This is a genomic window from Variovorax sp. VaC1 (genome assembly GCF_043658315.1).
GTDB lineage: Bacteria > Pseudomonadota > Gammaproteobacteria > Burkholderiales > Burkholderiaceae_C > Variovorax.
This window is the reverse complement of record NZ_JBIGLT010000001.1, coordinates 1-15,990: the sequence shown is the minus strand read 5'-3', so window position 1 is coordinate 15,990 and position 15,990 is coordinate 1. Positions and strand designations below refer to the sequence as shown.

Here is a 15,990-nt window from a genome sequence, read left to right as displayed (position 1 = left end):
TCATTCGAGGCCGAGCGCGGCATTGACCTTGCCGAGCTCGTCGGCCAGCGCGCGCACCGCGTCGGCAATGGCCTTTCTCTGCGCTTCGTCGAGCGACGTGGCCTTGAAGCCCTCGCCTTCGCGGTACGGCGCCAGCGCGGCGTCGAAGGCCGCGAAGCGTTCGTCCACGCTCTTTTGCAGCGCGGGCGCGGCCTTGACCAACAACGGCTGCAGCAACTCCGAAATCTTCCTGGTGCCTTCGAGCGTGCCCTGCAGGTTCACCAGTTCGGCATGGCCATAGTGGTCTTCGCCGCCGGCCGGCAGGTTGTCGGCCACGCGGCGCAGCAACTTGGACGCGGAACCCGCCAGGCGCTCGGGCGGCATGTTGAGCCCGCGCAAGCGTTCCTTGAGCACGCCGATGTCGGCCACCAGCCGATCGGCCACGGGCGCCAGGCCCTTGACGTCGTTCTGGCTGTAGAGCGCGTACTCGATGCGATGGAAGCCGGTGAAGCCGGGGTCGGCCTCGCGCTTCTCGAAATAGTCGGCGCGCGCGTTGATGCGCGTATCGAGATCGGCGAACAGCTCGGCCATCGGCTCGATGCGCTTGTAGGACTGGTGAGCCGGCGCGTAGAGCGCGCGGGCCTGTTGCAGGTCACCGGCCTTGATGGCGTCGGCCAGGCCGCGCACCGCGTCTTCCAGCGTGCCAGCTTCGAGGCGCAGGAACACCTGGTACTCGGCCAGCGCACCCACGTAGTTGACCAGCGAGGGCCGCGCCTCTTCGGCCTTCGAGGCGGCCGACGGCGTCACGTGCAGCTTGCCGCGCGGATTGCTCAACAGCCCGCAGGTGATGGCGAAATCGCCCGGCGACAGCTTGACCGTCATGGTCTGCGAGAAGCCCGGCGCGATGTTCTCGCGCTCTTCCACCACCATCACGCCGTCGAGAATTTCCCACTCGAGCGCACGGTTCGACTTGTTGACGATGGTGAAGATCGTGCGCCCCGCCGGCACGGTGATCTCGTTGGGTTCGCAGGCGTTGCCCTGGATCGTGACGGTGACGGCGTTGTCGGCCGTCTTGGCCGGCGCCTTCTTGGCCTCGTTCGAGGCGTACCAGAAGGCCGCGAGCCCGGCGACGACCAGCAGCGCCGAAGCGGCCACCGCAACACGCATGAGGCTGGAAGAAGAAGACGTTTTTTGTTCGGGAGATGAAGAGGAGGACATTGCAGGTTTCAGCGTGCGGGCGCCGCGCGAGGCGTCATCGCCGGGGGCGAGCGCAGGAAGAAGAACAGGGCGACAGCCAGGAAAGCCAGGTAGACGATGACCTCGCCCACCACCGGTGCGGCCTGGTAGCCCAGCAGGCCCGAGAGCACGGCGCCCACGGGGCTGTCCATCGGCAGCGTGTCGCTCATGTCGAACACCACCGTCTGCAGGTGGTTCCACACGCCGCCTTCATGCAGCTTGCGCAGCACGCCGGCGAGCAGGCCTGCGGCCACAAGAAGAATGAACAGGCCCGTGTAGCGGAAGAAGCGCCGCAGGTCGAGCCGCACGCCCCCCGAATAAAGGCCCCAGCCGAGCGCCACCGACACCGCGATGCCCGCGAGCGCGCCCACTGGCGCTTCCCAGCCGCTGCTCTGCTGGAACACCGCCAGCAGAAAGAACACCGACTCCAGCCCTTCGCGCGCCACGGCCAGGAAGACCATGCCGATCAGCGCCCAGCCCTGCCCGTCCGCGCCCTTGGTGAGCGCCTTGTCGATGGAGGCCTGCAGTTCGCCCTTGATGGAGCGCGCGGCCTTGCGCATCCAGAACACCATCGAGGTCAGCATGACCACCGCGATCAGCCCGACCACGCCCTCGAACAGCTCCTGCTGCTTCTGCGGAAACTCGGCCGCCAGCAGTTGCAGGCCGGCGCCCGCGAACAGCGACAGCGCGGCGGCCAGCAGCACGCCGACCCACACCGCGGGCATCAGCGCGCCGCGTCCGCTTTGCTTGAGGTAGCTGGCAACGATGCCGACGATCAGCGCGGCTTCGATGCCTTCGCGCAGCATGATGAGAAAGGGGATGAGCATCGGCTTCGGAATTCAGGGCAGAAAAAGCCCCCGGAGCCGGCAGGTCAGCAACGCTCGACGCTGGCTCCACGGAGGAGCGATCGAGCATAACCCATCAAATAAGATCCATTCTCATTTGTGGGCTTTTATGGCCAAATGGTAATGATTGCTCCGGCCTCAGGCGCCGAGTTCGACGATGCGCGCGCTGACGGCATCGCCGTCGATCAGCAGCTCGGCCACCGCGATGGGCAGCTTGAACCGGCGCGGGCCCGCGCTGCCCGGATTGACGTACAGAACGCCATCGCGCTCCTCGATCTTCGGCTTGTGCGAATGGCCCGAGACCACCACGCGGACACCGGCGGCCCGCGGGTCGATGTCGAGTAGGGCCAGGTCATGAATGGCGTAGAGCTGCACACCGCCGAAGGCGACACGCTCGGTCTCGGCAATGCCCTCGGCCCAAGGTTCGCGGTCGTTGTTGCCACGCACGACGGTCAGCGGCGCGATGGCCGCGAGCGCTTGCAGGATGCCGGCATTGCCGATGTCGCCACCATGGACGATGAAGTCGCTGCCTTGCAGGAACGCGAGCGCCTCGGGCCGCAAGAGGCCATGTGTGTCGGAGATGAGGCAGATGCGAAGCATGGGGCGAAAGTGATTCTCGCAAACCCCAAGGCAGCCGATTCAACCGTCCGGGCGTGCCAAAGGCCGAGGCATGATCGGCGCCATGCCCGAGGACACCACCCCACAGATGCCCGCCGTCGAGACACCCGAAGAGGTGCCGACCCTGCCACCCTCGCCCGCCGCCGTGCCATGTGCAAGCCTGTGGCGCTGGATCGCCGGCGGCCTGCGCACCGCCCTGCTGCGCGCACCCGGTATCGATGCCACGCCGGCCCCCTGGCAACTGCTGCTGCTCGTGCTGCTGCCCGAGCTTCTGTGGGCCGGCATCGGTCGCCTCCAGGTGGAAGGCCCCGCGCAACTCAATGCACTCGCGGCCCTCAACCCGCTCTGGACGTTGGGGCTGCTGGCATGGCTCGGCTGGTGCGCGCTCTCCGGCAGGGCCGCAAGCGGCGGACTGGCGCGCTGGTTCGCGCTCGCCACCTGGGCCATGCTCCCGGGCAATCTGCTGCTCACATTGCTGTACGTGGGTTATTCGCGCGGCTGGCTGCCCTCGATGCTCGCCAGCACCACGGGCTACTGGATCGTCTTCGGCACCGCCTGCGCGTGGATCGTGATCGCGCTGGCGCGATTCACGGCGCGCGAAGCCGGCTCACGCTGGCGGGCCACCCTCTTCGTGCCAGCGTTCGTGGCGATGCTGGCCTTGGGCTTCTGGCAATTGATCAACAGCGAAGAGCGCGTGTGGGTGCCCGACGCCAGTGCGGCATCCGCTGAACCCGAACGGCCGCGCCTGAAGCTGACCCAGGAGGTCTTCGAGCAACAGCAGGCGCTGTGGGACCGCACGGTGAACGGCATCGCCGGCCGCCGAGCGGGCCAGCCCAATGTCTACGCGCTGGTGTTCGCCCCGTATGCATCCGAAGACGTGTTCCTGCGCGAGAGCCGCATGGTCACCCAACTGCTCGAAGACCGCTTCGACGCCAAGGGCCATGTGCTGCACCTGATGAACCACGCCACCACGACCGACACGCTGCCCTGGGCCACGCCGCTCAACCTGCAGCGGGCGGTGGCGGCGCTGGCCCAGCGCATGGACCGCGACAACGACCTGCTGGTGGTCTACCTCACCTCGCACGGTGCGCGCGACCACAAGCTGGCCGCCGCGCACTGGCCGCTGTCGGTGCCCTGGCTCACGCCCGAGGAACTGCGCACGGCCCTCGACGGCGCGGGCATCCGCAACCGCGTCGTGGCGGTGTCGGCCTGCTATTCGGGTGGATGGATCGAGCCGATGGCAGACGACCACACACTGGTGATGACGGCCGCCGACGCCACCCACACCTCGTATGGCTGCGGGCGCCTGTCGGAGCTGACCTTCTTCGGGCGCGCGATGTTCAACGAGGAACTGCGCAAGACCCATTCCTTCGAGACCGCCTTTGCAGCGGCCGTGCCGCTGATCCGCGAACGCGAGATCGAGGCCGGCAAGGACGATGGGTTTTCCAATCCGCAGATCAGCGTCGGCGAGAAGATCCGACCGCTGCTCGACCGACTTGCACAGCGGCTCGATGCCGCCGGCAAGTAAGGACCGACCGACTGGCGCTCAGGCCGTCAGCAGCTGGCGCAGCACGAACGGCAGGATGCCGCCGTGCTTGTAGTAGTCGACCTCGATCGGCGTGTCGATGCGCAGGCGCACCGTCACCTCCTGGTGCGAGCCATCGGGGCGGTGCACGACCAGCTTGACGTCCATCTGCGGCTTGAGTTCGCTGCCGATCACCACGTCGATCTGCTCTTCGCCCGTCAGGCCCAGCGTCTGCCATGAATCAGCGCCGCGGAACTGCAGCGGCAGCACGCCCATGCCGACCAGGTTGGCGCGGTGGATGCGCTCGAAGCTGCGCGCCACCACGGCCTTGATGCCCAGCAGCTGCGTGCCCTTGGCAGCCCAGTCGCGCGAGGAACCCGTGCCGTACTCTTCGCCGCCGAACACCACCGTGGGGGTGCCCGCTTCCATGTATTTCATGGCGGCGTCGTAGATGAACATCTTCTGGTTGCCCGGCTGGAACAGCGTGACGCCGCCCTCTTCCTGCGTTCCGTTGGCGTCCGGCGGAATCATCAGGTTCTTGATGCGCACATTGGCAAAGGTGCCGCGCATCATCACGTCGTGGTTGCCGCGGCGCGAGCCGTAGCTGTTGAAGTCGGCCTTGGCCACGCCGTGCGCCTTGAGCCAGATGCCCGCGGGCGAGCTTTCCTTGATCGAGCCGGCCGGCGAGATGTGGTCGGTGGTGATCGAATCGCCGAACAGCGCCATGATGCGCGCGCCCTTGACGCCCGCGTCCGACGCGTGCGGCTTCATCTTGAAGCCCTCGAAGAACGGCGGCTCGGCGATGTACGTCGAGGTCGGCCAGTCGTAGACCTGGCCGTTCGTGCCCTTGATGCTCGTCCAGAACTTGCCCGGATCGGTCTTGACCTTGTCGTAGTTCGCGCGGAACGACTTGGCGTTCATCGCAAAGCGCAGGTTGTCGTCGATCTCCTTCGGCGTCGGCCAGATGTCGCCCAGGTACACGTCCTTGCCGTTCTTGCCCTTGCCCACCGGCTCGGTCATCAGGTCGGTCATGACGTTGCCCGCAATCGCGAAGGCCACCACCAGCGGCGGCGAGGCCAGGAAGTTGGCCTTCAGGTTCGGGTGGATGCGCGCCTCGAAATTGCGGTTGCCCGAGAGCACGGCCGCGCCGATCAGGTCGTTCTTGGTGATCGCTTCATTGATCTCGGGCGTCAGGTCGCCGGCATTGCCGATGCAGGTGGTGCAGCCGTAGCCGGCAAGGTAGAAGCCGAGCTTTTCGAGGTACGGCAGCAGGCCGGCCTTCTCGAGGTATTCGGTCACGATGCGCGAGCCCGGCGCCAGCGAGGTCTTCACGTGCGGCTTGACCGTCAGGCCCGCCTCGACGGCCTTTTTGGCCAGCAGGCCGGCGGCCAGCATCACGCTCGGGTTCGAGGTGTTGGTGCACGAGGTGATGGCGGCGATCAGCACGTCGCCATTGCCGATGCTCACCTCGCCCTTGGGGGCCGAAGGCGCGGTGGCGCTCACGTGCGCGGCGGCCTTGGTCGAGCGGTTGGCCACCATCTCGACCACGTCGAGCGGTGCGCCCGCGGGCGGCGGCGCGGCCTCTTCGTCGTCGCCCTTGCCGGCCGTGGCCAGCGGGTAGCGCAGCTTGAGCTTGTCGGCCGGCTGGTTGAAGCCGTTGGCGTCGTTGGGCTTGCTGTAGAGCTCGGAGAACTTGGTGGAAAGATCGCCGAGGTTGATGCGGTCCTGCGGACGCTTCGGGCCGGCCAGGCTGGGCGACACGGTGCCCAGGTCGAGCTTGACGATCTTGGTGTAGTCGATCTCGCCCGGGGCGGGCATGCCGAACAGGCCCTGCGCCTTGTAGTAGGCCTCGAAGCGCTCGACCTCTTCCTTGGTGCGGCCGGTGCCTTCGAAGTAGGCCACGGTCATTTCGTCGACCGGGAAGAAGCCCATGGTCGCGCCGTATTCGGGCGCCATGTTGCCGATGGTCGCGCGGTCGGGCACGGCGATCGATGCGGCGCCGGGGCCAAAGAATTCGACGAACTTGCCCACCACCTTCTCGGCCCGCAGGATGGAGGTGACGTACAGCACCAGGTCGGTGGCCGTCACGCCTTCGCGCAGCTTGCCGGTGAGCTCGAAGCCCACCACGTCGGGTGTGAGCATGTAGACCGGCTGGCCCAGCATGGCGGCCTCGGCTTCGATGCCGCCCACGCCCCAGCCGACCACGCCGATGCCGTTGATCATCGTGGTGTGGCTGTCGGTGCCGACCAGCGAGTCGGGGTAGTAAGTGGGCTTTTCAGCCTTGTCGTTCGGGCTCTTGTAGACGCCGCGCGCAAAGTATTCGAGGTTGACCTGGTGCACGATGCCGAAGCCCGGCGGCACGACACGGAAGGTGTCGAAGGCCTGCATGCCCCACTTCATGAACTGGTAGCGCTCGTTGTTGCGCTGGAACTCCAGCTTCATGTTCAGGTCGAGCGCCTTGGGCGTGCCGTAGTAGTCGACCATCACCGAGTGGTCGACCACCAGGTCGACGGGCACCAGCGGCTCGATGGTCTTGGGCGACTTGCCCAGCTTGGCGGCCACGCTGCGCATGGCGGCCAGGTCGGCCAGCAGCGGAACGCCGGTGAAATCCTGCAGCACCACGCGGGTGACGACGAACGGAATTTCGTCGGTGCGCTCGGCGTTGGGCGCCCAGTGGGCCAGCTCTTCGACGTGCTTGGCCGACACCTTCTGCCCATCGCAATTGCGCAGCACCGATTCGAGCACGATGCGGATCGAGACGGGCAGGCGCTCGATGGTGGGGTATTGCTTGGCCAGTTCCTTCAGCGACCAGTATTTGCCGGACTTGCCCGATGCGGTCTTGAAGGTCTTGAGGGTGGTCGCAAAGGCGTGCGCCGGTGCTTTGGCCATAGAGGAACTCCTGTTTGTTCGTGGAAGCGCCTCAAGGATAGCGGGGATCAATGACCGTGGCTTGCCTCCAGTCTTCGCGCACCGCGTGTCGCGCGGGCCTTTTCTTCCCTCTGCAGAGGACAACACCGGGGGCCCGGCAAGGCCGGCTCCCCGGTGTTACCTGAACGGAGCGCAAGGTCTTTCACGCCATTGCCATGTTCGCGTTGTGGCGGGTGCGGCGCAGGCCGGTCCATTGCAATTCCGCCAGCACGACCACGCAGATCACCTGCGCCAGCACCCAGGCCACGCCCAGCGCCGTGATCGTGAACATGCCGCTGACCAGTAGCGCGATGCAGGCCACGGCCCAACCGAAGTTGCCCGCGATCACGAGGCCGATCAGCATGCGCGGCGGGGTGCGGCGGCTGGCCATGAAGGCGGCAGCGGCCGCATACACCAGCAGGAACACACCCGTGCCCATCAGCAGCGCAGCCGGCAACCCGGTCAGTGCGGCCAGGGCGTCGGTGAACGCCACCTGCAACGCACCGGTCGCGGCGCACGAAGCAGCGTCGGCCCACATGACGTTGGGCAGAAAACGGGGGGAGGCAAAGACGGACATGTGAATCTCCTTGGGGGTACGCGGCAAGCCAGTCCTGCTGCGTTGGAGTCAATGATTCCGTCGGGTGGGCATCGCGTCGATGACCTGGGAGGTCATGGCGCCACGGCGCCGCCGCGCCAGAATGCGGGCCATGAACACCACCCGCACTCACTCGTCCAAGGCCACCCAGCCCGGCGCGCGCGATCCGTTCGGCGCACACCTGCGGCACTGGCGCACCCACCGCCGCCTGAGCCAGCTCGATCTGGCGCAGGAGGCCGAAGTCTCGACGCGCCACCTGAGCTACGTGGAAACCGGCCGCGCCGCGCCCAGCCGCGAAATGGTGCTGCGGCTGGCCGAGCGCCTGGAGGTGCCGCTGCGTGAACGCAATGCGCTGCTGGTGGCGGCGGGCTTTGCGCCGATGTACCGGCAACGCTCGCTCGACGACCCCGCGATGGCCGCGGCGCGGCGCGCGGTGGACCTGGTGCTGAAGGGCCACGAGCCCTTTCCCGCGCTGGCGGTCGACCGCCACTGGAACCTGGTGGCGCACAACGCGCTGGTGCCCTTGCTGATGGAGGGCGCTGCGCCCGAGTTGCTGCAAGCGCCCATCAACGTGCTGCGCCTGAGCCTGCACCCCGACGGCGTGGCACCGCGCATCGCCAATCTCGCGCAATGGCGCAGCCATCTGCTCGAACGGCTGCAGCAACAGATCGCCGCGACCGGCGACGCGGTGCTGCAGTCGCTGCACGACGAATTGGCGGCCTACCCCGCGCCCGCCGTGAGCCATGACGCGCCTGCCATCGACACCGCGCTGTCGGCCGTGGCTGTGCCCTTCCAGGTGGTCATGCCGAGCGGCGTGCTGAGCTTCATCAGCACCATCACGATCTTCGGCACACCGGTCGACGTCACCTTGCAGGAGCTGGCGGTGGAGTCGTTCTTTCCGGCCGATGAGCAGACGGCGGCGGCGTTGACTGCGCTCGCGGCGGCGCAGCAGGCCGGCTGAAGTTCGCGCCGCTCTCCGTCGGCCAGCGTGCCCGGCTTTGCCTAACGCCGCTTCGGCGCCTGCCCCGCAGGCGCGGCCGGTGCCGCAGCTGCCGGCGCCGCGGCGGGGTCTCTCCAGCCGTACTCGACATACCGGCGAATGATCAGGCAGCCCGGCGGCGAATCGATCAGCGAGACCGACGACGTCGGCTCCTTGTCGTCGGTGTAGACGGCGTAGATCGGCAGCAGCCGCGTCATCCTGTAGTTCTTCAGTTCCTGCTCGGCAACGCTCGCGCAGGTGAACGGGGCGACCGAAATGCGCTCGGCCGATACGGTACAGGCCCCGGTGTCATCAGGAATGGCGGTGATCGATGCGGCCACGCCGGCGTTCGGAAACTCCATGCCGATCAGCGAGAACATCGGCCCGGCATCGGGGCGCTTGCGGTCCCAGTCGAGCAGCACGTCGTGGCTGCGGCTTCCTTGCACGGTGAGCGTCGCGAGCCGCGTGATGGCGGGCAGGCAGCGCTTGACGCCCACGCTGGTGGCGGCGCGCGTGAGCGTGTCCTGCGGCACGGCGGGGGGTGCCTGCGGCACGAGCACGCCTTGTGCGAATGCCGCGCCGGTGGCGGCAAGGGTCGCCGCAACGAGCCACAGTCTTCCGAGTCGTTGTGTCGTTGTCTTCATCGTGGATCTCGAGCGCAGAGGTTTTCGAAAGCGGCGGTGTAGATGCGCACGTTCTCGTCGCTTTCCGGGTCGAGCGTGGCAATGAAGCGGCGCGCGTGCTCGCGGTAGGAGGCAAGGTTTTCGTCGTGCGTCGCAAAGGCCTGTTGCAGCGCGCGCCCGCCCTCTTCGCAATCGAAGTCGTGATAGCGGTAGCCGCAATCGCCGATCAGGTGAGAGTTGTGGATCAGGGGGTAGCCGCCGTACAGGGCCTCGTAATAGAGGTAGTTCTGGCCGTTCTCCCAGTGGTGGCTGACCACCGCGTCGACGTTGAACGCCATCACCTGCCAGGTGGGGAACCGCCCCTCGAAAGTGCTCAGCCCGTGGCGAACGATGTCCAGGCTGTTGGCAAATCCGTTGAAGACCGGGTGGTCCTTCATATGGAAGGTGTTGTACGCGTAGACGTGTTCGAGCAGGTCGGGGTTGGCGCGGTGCGCAACCTCGCAGCACAGCAGCGGAATGTGGCTGGTCTTCACCATGCAGATGTTGGGCTCGAACATCGCGACGCGCCAGCGCCTGCGGCCGGGCTGGTAGTCGAAACGATGGCCTTCGGGCAATCCGGCGGCGGCGCGGTCCAGCACCAGCGGGCTCCACAGGTGCGGCACCATGCGCACCGGCGCCCGGAAGCCGCTCGCGAAATAAGGCACGCAGGTGGCCTCGTATTCAGGGATCGTCCAGATCTCGTCGTAGGGTGCGCCGGTCAGCAAGAGGCCGTGCGGCTTGTCGAACACCATGCGCTCGATGTCGATCACGTAGTCGTTCCCCACGCGCATCGACACGATCTTGCCGCCGCGCTCGCGGAACGCCACCATCCAGTCGCGGCCCAGTTGCGCGCTCATCTCGACCATCACGTCGAGCTCTTGTGCCGCTTGCGTCATGTCGATCAGGGGCACTGGCGAATCGGCCAGGAAGTTCGCGTCTTCGGGTGAGCCGTCGCCACCGCCCGTCACCAGGAACGCCTGGCTCACGAGCGGCGAGCGCAGCAGCAGCATGACGAAGAACAGGCAGTTCTGATAGATGCCGTTTTCCCAGAGCGATTGCTCGCCCTTGCGCACGAGGATGGAAACGCCGACTTTCAATTGCTTCATGCCGTCACGCCCGCCTTTGTTTTCGCCTGCAGATCGAGCAGAAGCCGTGCATAGGCCTCGGTGTTCGCGGCGTTGAAAGGATCGACGGCATCGAACACCTGCCGCGACCGTTGCCGGTAGTCGTCGAGCCGCGCGTCATGTTCGCTGGCCGCGAGGCGAAGCTGCCTGCCGCCTTCGGCTGCTTCGAAGCCGGGGTAGTAATAGCCTGCGCCAAAGCCATGCAACCAGGGCGAGTTATGCACCAGCGGGTAGTCGCCGTAGAGTGCATCGAGGTAGCTGTAGTTCTGGTCGTTGGTCCACTGGTGCGACACCACCGCGTCGGCGCTCTGGACCATGAAGCCCACGATGTCGTGCCTGCCCAGGAACAGCGCCTTGTGCTGCTTCACCAGGTCCAGCTGGTTCGCGAAGTACAGCATCGTCGGATGGTCCTTCATGTGCAGCGTGTTGAGCACGTTCATCATCGCGACGCTGCCCGGCTCGGCGCGGTAGGCCTCGTCGCAGGCCAGCATCGAGATGCTCGACGTCTTGGCCACCGACACGTTGGGCTCGAAGATCGCCACGCGCAGGCCGGCGCGCTCCACGCCTGCCTGCCAGCCGAAGCGATAGCCCAGTTGCGTGACTTCGGCAATGCGCTGCTCGAGGAACTGCGGATGCCACAGATACGGCACGACGCGCACCGGGCAGCGATGCAGCACGCGCTGGAAGCTCGCGAAAGTCTGGTACTCGGGCAGCAGCCAGATTTCGTCGCAGCGATCGGGGCGGGAGAAAAGACCGGGCTTGTCGAACACGGCCGGCTCGATCAGGGCCGCATACGGCTGCCCCGCGCAGTAGTAGACGACCTTCTTGCCGCGCGCGCGCTGCAGGGACAGCCATTGCGGATCGAGGGCACCGGCCATCTCGATGATCACGTCGACTTCGTCGGTGGCTTCGTGTGCGCGCATCAGCCGCATTCCGAGGGCGTTCAGGTCGACCTGCGCGGGCATGACCTGCTGGTCGCCCACATCGATCAACACCACCGATTGCACGAAGGGCAGTTGCTGGAACAGGCGCGCGAGAAACACGACGTTCTGCCCGAGGCCGTTCTCCCAGATGCTCTGTCCCGCGCGGGTGATGACGGAAATGCCTATGCGCATATGAAATGTAGGTCTTGAAAAGCAAACTGGCCCCCGCGTCCGAGGGCGCGGGAGCCAGCAGGTTACCCGATCCGGTGACCGGATCAGTGGCGGCAAATGCCGATTACTTCCACTTCCAGCCGATACCGGCGTTGATGCCCCACTCCTTGCCCGTGGTCGACAGACCCGCGCCCCAGGACATCTTGCCGTCGTCGGACAGCGCCTTGAAAGTCAGCGCCACGGCGCTGTAGCCCTTGTACGAGCCCAGGCCCACGCCAACGGTCTTCTCGCCCGGGTACAGCGTCGGCAGGTAGGTGCCCGACATCGCAAAAGCCATGGCCGAGCCCGAGTAGGCAATGCGCGCCACCTCGTTCACCTGGCCTTGCACCTGGTTCAACTGCCCGACGTTGACCGCGTCACCCGGCAAGATGCCCGGCGCCACGTTGCTGATGCGCGTGCCGCCCGCGGCCTGGCCTGCACCCAGCGTGATCTGGTTGTAGTTGACCGACCCGTCCGGGTTGGTCGCGTACTGCACGCTGCTGGCTTTCGAGGCTGCGGACGCCGCCTTCAACTGCGCCACGTTGGTCGCGTCGCTGTCCGCCGAGCCCGCTGCCACGCCGGTGATCTGGCGGAACTGGTTGGTGTTGGCGTCGCCCACCGACACCGCGGCCTGCGTGCTGGTGGTCGCTGCGATGGCTGCCTGCTGCTCTGCCGTTGCATTGCCCGGCACGTAGCCGGCCACGCCTGCTGCCCTGGAAGCCACCGAGCCCGCGCCCAGTGCCACGCCACCGCTTTGCTGCACCACCGCACCGAAGCCGATGGCCGTGCCCTTGGAGATGTTCTGCGCCTGGCTCAGCGCCGTACCGCCCGCATCGGCGTTGTCGCCCAGCGCCACGCCACCGCCACCCGCACGCGAGTTGACACCGATGGCCTGCGAGCCGGTAGCGAGTGCGCCCGAACCGATCGCGATGGCATTGGCCCCCGTTGCCTGGGCGCCGAAGCCGATCGCCACCGCGCCGTCGGCCGTGGCCTTCGCGCCGTTGCCTGCGGCGAAGGAGTTGGCGCCGCTGGCCACCGATTGCGGCCCGATCGCCACCGAATCCTGCCCAGTGGCGCTGGAATCCGGGGCCGTCGAGTTGGCGTGGAAGTACTTCGCACCCTTGGTGTTGATGTCGTTGACCGCCGTGCTCAGGCTGCTGACGTTGCTGGTGGCCGTGCTCAGGCCGGTGGACAGGCTGCCGATGCTGCTGGTCGCGGTGCTCAGGCCGGTCGAGGTCGACGTCGACAGGCTGTTGATGCTGCTCGTTGCAGTGCTCAGGCCGGTCGAAGTCGAGGTCGACAAACTGCTGATGCTGCTCGTCGCCGTGCTCAGACCCGTCGAGGTCGACGTCGACAGGCTGCTGATCCCCGTGGAAGTCGAGGTCGACAAGCTGCTGATGCTGCTGGTCGCCGTGCTCAGGCCCGTCGAGGTCGATGTCGACAGGCTGGCGATGCCGCTCGTCGTCGTGCTCAGCGCGGTGGACAGGCTGCCGATGCTGCTCGTTGCCGTGCTCAGGCCGGTGGATGTCGACGTCGACAGGCTGTCGATGCTGCTGGTTGCAGTGCTCAGGCCGGTCGAGGTCGACGTCGACAGGCTGCTGATGCTGCTGGTTGCCGTGCTCAGGCCCGTTGAGGTCGAGGTCGACAGGCTGCCGATGCTGCTCGTCGCCGTGCTCAAGCCGGTAGACGTCGACGTCGACAGGCTGCTGATGCCGGTCGAGGTCGATGTCGACAAGCTGCTGATGCTGCTCGTCGCAGTGCTCAGGCCGGTCGAGGTCGAGGTCGACAGGCTGTCGATGCTGCTGGTCGCCGTGCTCAGACCGGTGGAGGTCGAAGTCGACAGGCTGCTGATGCTGCTCGTCGCCGTGCTCAGGCCGGTAGACGTCGACGTCGACAAGCTGCTGATGCTGCTCGTCGCGGTGCTCAAGCCGGTGGACGTCGAGGTCGACAGGCTGTCGATGCTGCTCGTCGCCGTGCTCAGGCCCGTCGAGGTCGAGGTCGACAAGCTGCTGATGCTGCTGGTCGCCGTGCTCAGACCCGTCGAGGTCGAGGTCGACAGACTGCTGATCCCGGTGGAGGTCGAAGTCGACAGGCTGCTGATGCTGCTGGTCGCCGTGCTCAAGCCGGTGGAGGTCGAGGTCGACAGGCTGCCGATGCTGCTGGTCGCGGTGCTCAGGCCGGTAGACGTCGAAGTCGACAGGCTGCTGATACTGCTGGTCGCAGTGCTCAGACCGGTAGACGTCGAGGTCGACAGGCTGTCGATACTGCTCGTCGCCGTGCTCAAGCCGGTCGAGGTCGACGTCGACAGGCTGCTGATCCCGGTCGATGTCGAAGTCGACAAGCTGCTGATGCTGCTCGTCGCGGTGCTCAGGCCCGTCGAGGTCGAAGTCGACAAGCTGCTGATACTGCTCGTCGCAGTGCTCAAGCCCGTAGAGGTCGACGTCGACAGGCTGCTGATGCTGCTGGTCGCCGTGCTCAGGCCGGTCGAGGCCGACGTCGACAGGCTGTCGATGCTGCTTGTCGTCGTGCTCAGAGCCGTGGACAGGCTGCCGATGCTGCTGGTCGCCGTGCTCAGGCCCGTCGAAGTCGAGGTCGACAGGCTGTTGATGCTGCTGGTTGCCGTGCTCAGGCCCGTCGAGGTCGAAGTCGACAGGCTGCTGATCCCCGTGGAAGTCGAGGTCGACAAGCTGCTGATGCTGCTCGTTGCCGTGCTCAGGCCGGTCGAAGTCGACGTCGACAGGCTGCTGATGCTGCTCGTCGCCGTGCTGAGGCCAGTGGACGTCGAGGTCGACAGGCTGTCGATGCTGCTCGTCGCCGTGCTCAGACCCGTCGAGGTCGAGGTCGACAGGCTGCTGATGCTGCTGGTCGCGGTGCTCAAGCCGGTCGAGGTCGAAGTCGACAGGCTGCTGATGCCGGTCGACGTCGAGGTCGACAAGCTGCTGATGCTGCTCGTCGCCGTGCTCAGGCCCGTGGAGGTCGAGGTCGACAGGCTGCCGATGCTGCTCGTCGCGGTACTCAGACCCGTGGAGGTCGAAGTCGACAGGCTGCTGATACCGGTGGAAGTCGAGGTCGACAAGCTGCTGATGCTGCTCGTCGCCGTGCTCAGGCCGGTCGAAGTCGACGTCGACAGGCTGCTGATCCCCGTAGAAGTCGAGGTCGACAGGCTGCTGATGCTGCTCGTCGCTGTGCTCAGGCCCGTCGAGGTGGAGGTCGACAGGCTGCCGATACTGCTCGTCGCGGTACTCAGACCCGTGGAGGTCGAAGTCGACAAGCTGCCGATGCTGCTGGTCGCCGTGCTCAGCCCCGTCGACGTCGAGGTCGACAGACTGCTGATCCCGGTGGATGTCGATGTCGACAGGCTGCTGATGCTGCTGGTCGCCGTGCTCAGGCCGGTCGAGGTCGAAGTCGACAGGCTGCTGATTCCGGTCGACGTCGAGGTCGACAAGCTGCTGATGCTGCTCGTTGCCGTGCTCAGACCAGTGGACGTCGATGTCGACAGGCTGCCGATGCTGCTGGTCGCCGTGCTCAAGCCGGTCGAGGTCGAAGTCGACAGGCTGCTGATCCCGGTCGACGTCGAGGTCGACAAGCTGCTGATGCTGCTGGTCGCCGTGCTCAGACCCGTCGAGGTCGAGGTCGACAGACTGCTGATCCCGGTGGAGGTCGAGGTCGACAAGCTGCTGATACTGCTCGTCGCCGTGCTCAGGCCCGTAGAGGTCGAGGTCGACAGGCTGTCGATGCTGCTGGTCGCTGTGCTCAGACCCGTAGACGTCGAAGTCGACAGGCTGCTGATCCCGGTGGAAGTCGAGGTCGACAAGCTGCTGATGCTGCTCGTCGCCGTGCTCAGACCCGTCGAGCTCGACGTCGACAGGCTGGCAACGCTGCTGTTGGTGGTGCTCAGGCCGGTGGACAGGCTCGTGATCCCACTGGAGAACGTCGTCGACAGGGAGGTCAACTGGCTGAAGTTCACCGCATCGGTCGGGTTCACGCCTGGCGCGACATTCGTGAGGACCACCGGCGTGGCCGCCCCAACGCCGCCCAGGGTCACCTTTTGGTGGGTTGCATCGTCGTACTGCACCGAGTTGGCCAGTCCGGTCGACAGGCTGCCGATGTTGCTGTTGGCGGTGCTCAGGCCCGTGGACAGGCTGTTGATGCCGCTCGTCGCGGTGCTCAGACCGGTGGAGGTCGAGGTCGACAGGCTGCTGATCCCGGTGGAGGTCGAGGTCGACAAGCTGCTGATGCTGCTGGTTGCGGTGCTCAGACCAGTCGAGGTCGAGGTGGACAGGCTACCGATGTTGCTCGTCGCCGTGCTCAAGCCGGTGGACGTCGAGGTCGACAGGCTGCTGATCCCGGTGGAGGTCGAGGTCGACAAGCTGCTGATGCTGCTGGT

Annotated in this window: 10 protein-coding genes and 2 pseudogenes; 2 read left to right on the top strand and 10 right to left on the bottom strand. The window is 66.4% G+C overall.

Annotated features, from left to right (window positions below; all coding sequences use genetic code 11):
• The 3 genes from efeO to ACGLHS_RS00050 form a co-directional block, all read right to left on the bottom strand.
• On the bottom strand, positions 1-1,197 hold the full coding sequence (gene efeO, locus ACGLHS_RS00060; protein ID WP_394475747.1) for an iron uptake system protein EfeO: 1,197 nt from the start codon (positions 1,195-1,197) through the stop codon (positions 1-3).
• Positions 1,198-1,205: 8 nt separating this feature from the next.
• Entirely contained in the window at positions 1,206-2,042 is an 837-nt protein-coding gene (gene efeU, locus ACGLHS_RS00055) for an iron uptake transporter permease EfeU (RefSeq protein WP_093236623.1), read from the bottom strand.
• 156 nt (positions 2,043-2,198) lie between these two features.
• Positions 2,199-2,660: a metallophosphoesterase family protein gene (locus tag ACGLHS_RS00050; RefSeq protein ID WP_394475744.1), complete on the bottom strand. Its 462-nt coding sequence runs from the start codon at positions 2,658-2,660 to the stop codon at positions 2,199-2,201.
• Positions 2,661-2,742: 82 nt separating this feature from the next.
• On the opposite strand from ACGLHS_RS00050, the gene ACGLHS_RS00045 reads away from it, so the two are divergent.
• A complete protein-coding gene (locus ACGLHS_RS00045; RefSeq protein WP_394475742.1) occupies positions 2,743-4,206 on the top strand; it encodes a C13 family peptidase in 1,464 nt (487 codons plus the stop codon).
• Positions 4,207-4,224: 18 nt separating this feature from the next.
• Here ACGLHS_RS00045 and ACGLHS_RS00040 read toward each other — a convergent pair whose 3' ends face one another.
• Positions 4,225-7,092 carry an aconitate hydratase gene (locus ACGLHS_RS00040; RefSeq protein ID WP_394475739.1) on the bottom strand — a complete coding sequence of 956 codons (2,868 nt, stop codon included), beginning with the start codon at positions 7,090-7,092 and terminating at the stop codon, positions 4,225-4,227.
• Positions 7,093-7,273: 181 nt separating this feature from the next.
• Positions 7,274-7,687: a hypothetical protein gene (locus ACGLHS_RS00035; RefSeq protein WP_394475737.1), complete on the bottom strand. Its 414-nt coding sequence runs from the start codon at positions 7,685-7,687 to the stop codon at positions 7,274-7,276.
• A gap of 130 nt (positions 7,688-7,817) precedes the next feature.
• On the opposite strand from ACGLHS_RS00035, the gene ACGLHS_RS00030 reads away from it, so the two are divergent.
• Positions 7,818-8,666 carry a helix-turn-helix domain-containing protein gene (locus ACGLHS_RS00030; protein WP_394475735.1) on the top strand — a complete coding sequence of 283 codons (849 nt, stop codon included), beginning with the start codon at positions 7,818-7,820 and terminating at the stop codon, positions 8,664-8,666.
• A 41-nt stretch (positions 8,667-8,707) separates the two neighbouring features.
• Here the strand turns inward: ACGLHS_RS00030 and ACGLHS_RS00025 are convergent, their stop codons facing one another.
• From ACGLHS_RS00025 to ACGLHS_RS00005, 5 genes and pseudogenes are all read right to left on the bottom strand, one after another.
• Positions 8,708-9,328: a hypothetical protein gene (locus tag ACGLHS_RS00025; protein WP_394475732.1), complete on the bottom strand. Its 621-nt coding sequence runs from the start codon at positions 9,326-9,328 to the stop codon at positions 8,708-8,710.
• Complete coding sequence (locus ACGLHS_RS00020; protein ID WP_394475730.1) at positions 9,325-10,452, bottom strand: DUF2827 domain-containing protein; 1,128 nt, start codon at positions 10,450-10,452, stop codon at positions 9,325-9,327. Before ACGLHS_RS00020 ends, ACGLHS_RS00025 begins: the two co-directional genes overlap by 4 nt.
• Positions 10,449-11,585 carry a DUF2827 domain-containing protein gene (locus tag ACGLHS_RS00015; RefSeq protein ID WP_394475728.1) on the bottom strand — a complete coding sequence of 379 codons (1,137 nt, stop codon included), beginning with the start codon at positions 11,583-11,585 and terminating at the stop codon, positions 10,449-10,451. Before ACGLHS_RS00015 ends, ACGLHS_RS00020 begins: the two co-directional genes overlap by 4 nt.
• A gap of 103 nt (positions 11,586-11,688) precedes the next feature.
• Positions 11,689-11,847, bottom strand: a pseudogene (locus tag ACGLHS_RS00010) (YadA-like family protein); the annotation flags it as partial.
• 78 nt (positions 11,848-11,925) lie between these two features.
• A pseudogene (locus ACGLHS_RS00005) lies at positions 11,926-15,990 on the bottom strand (hypothetical protein); the annotation flags it as partial.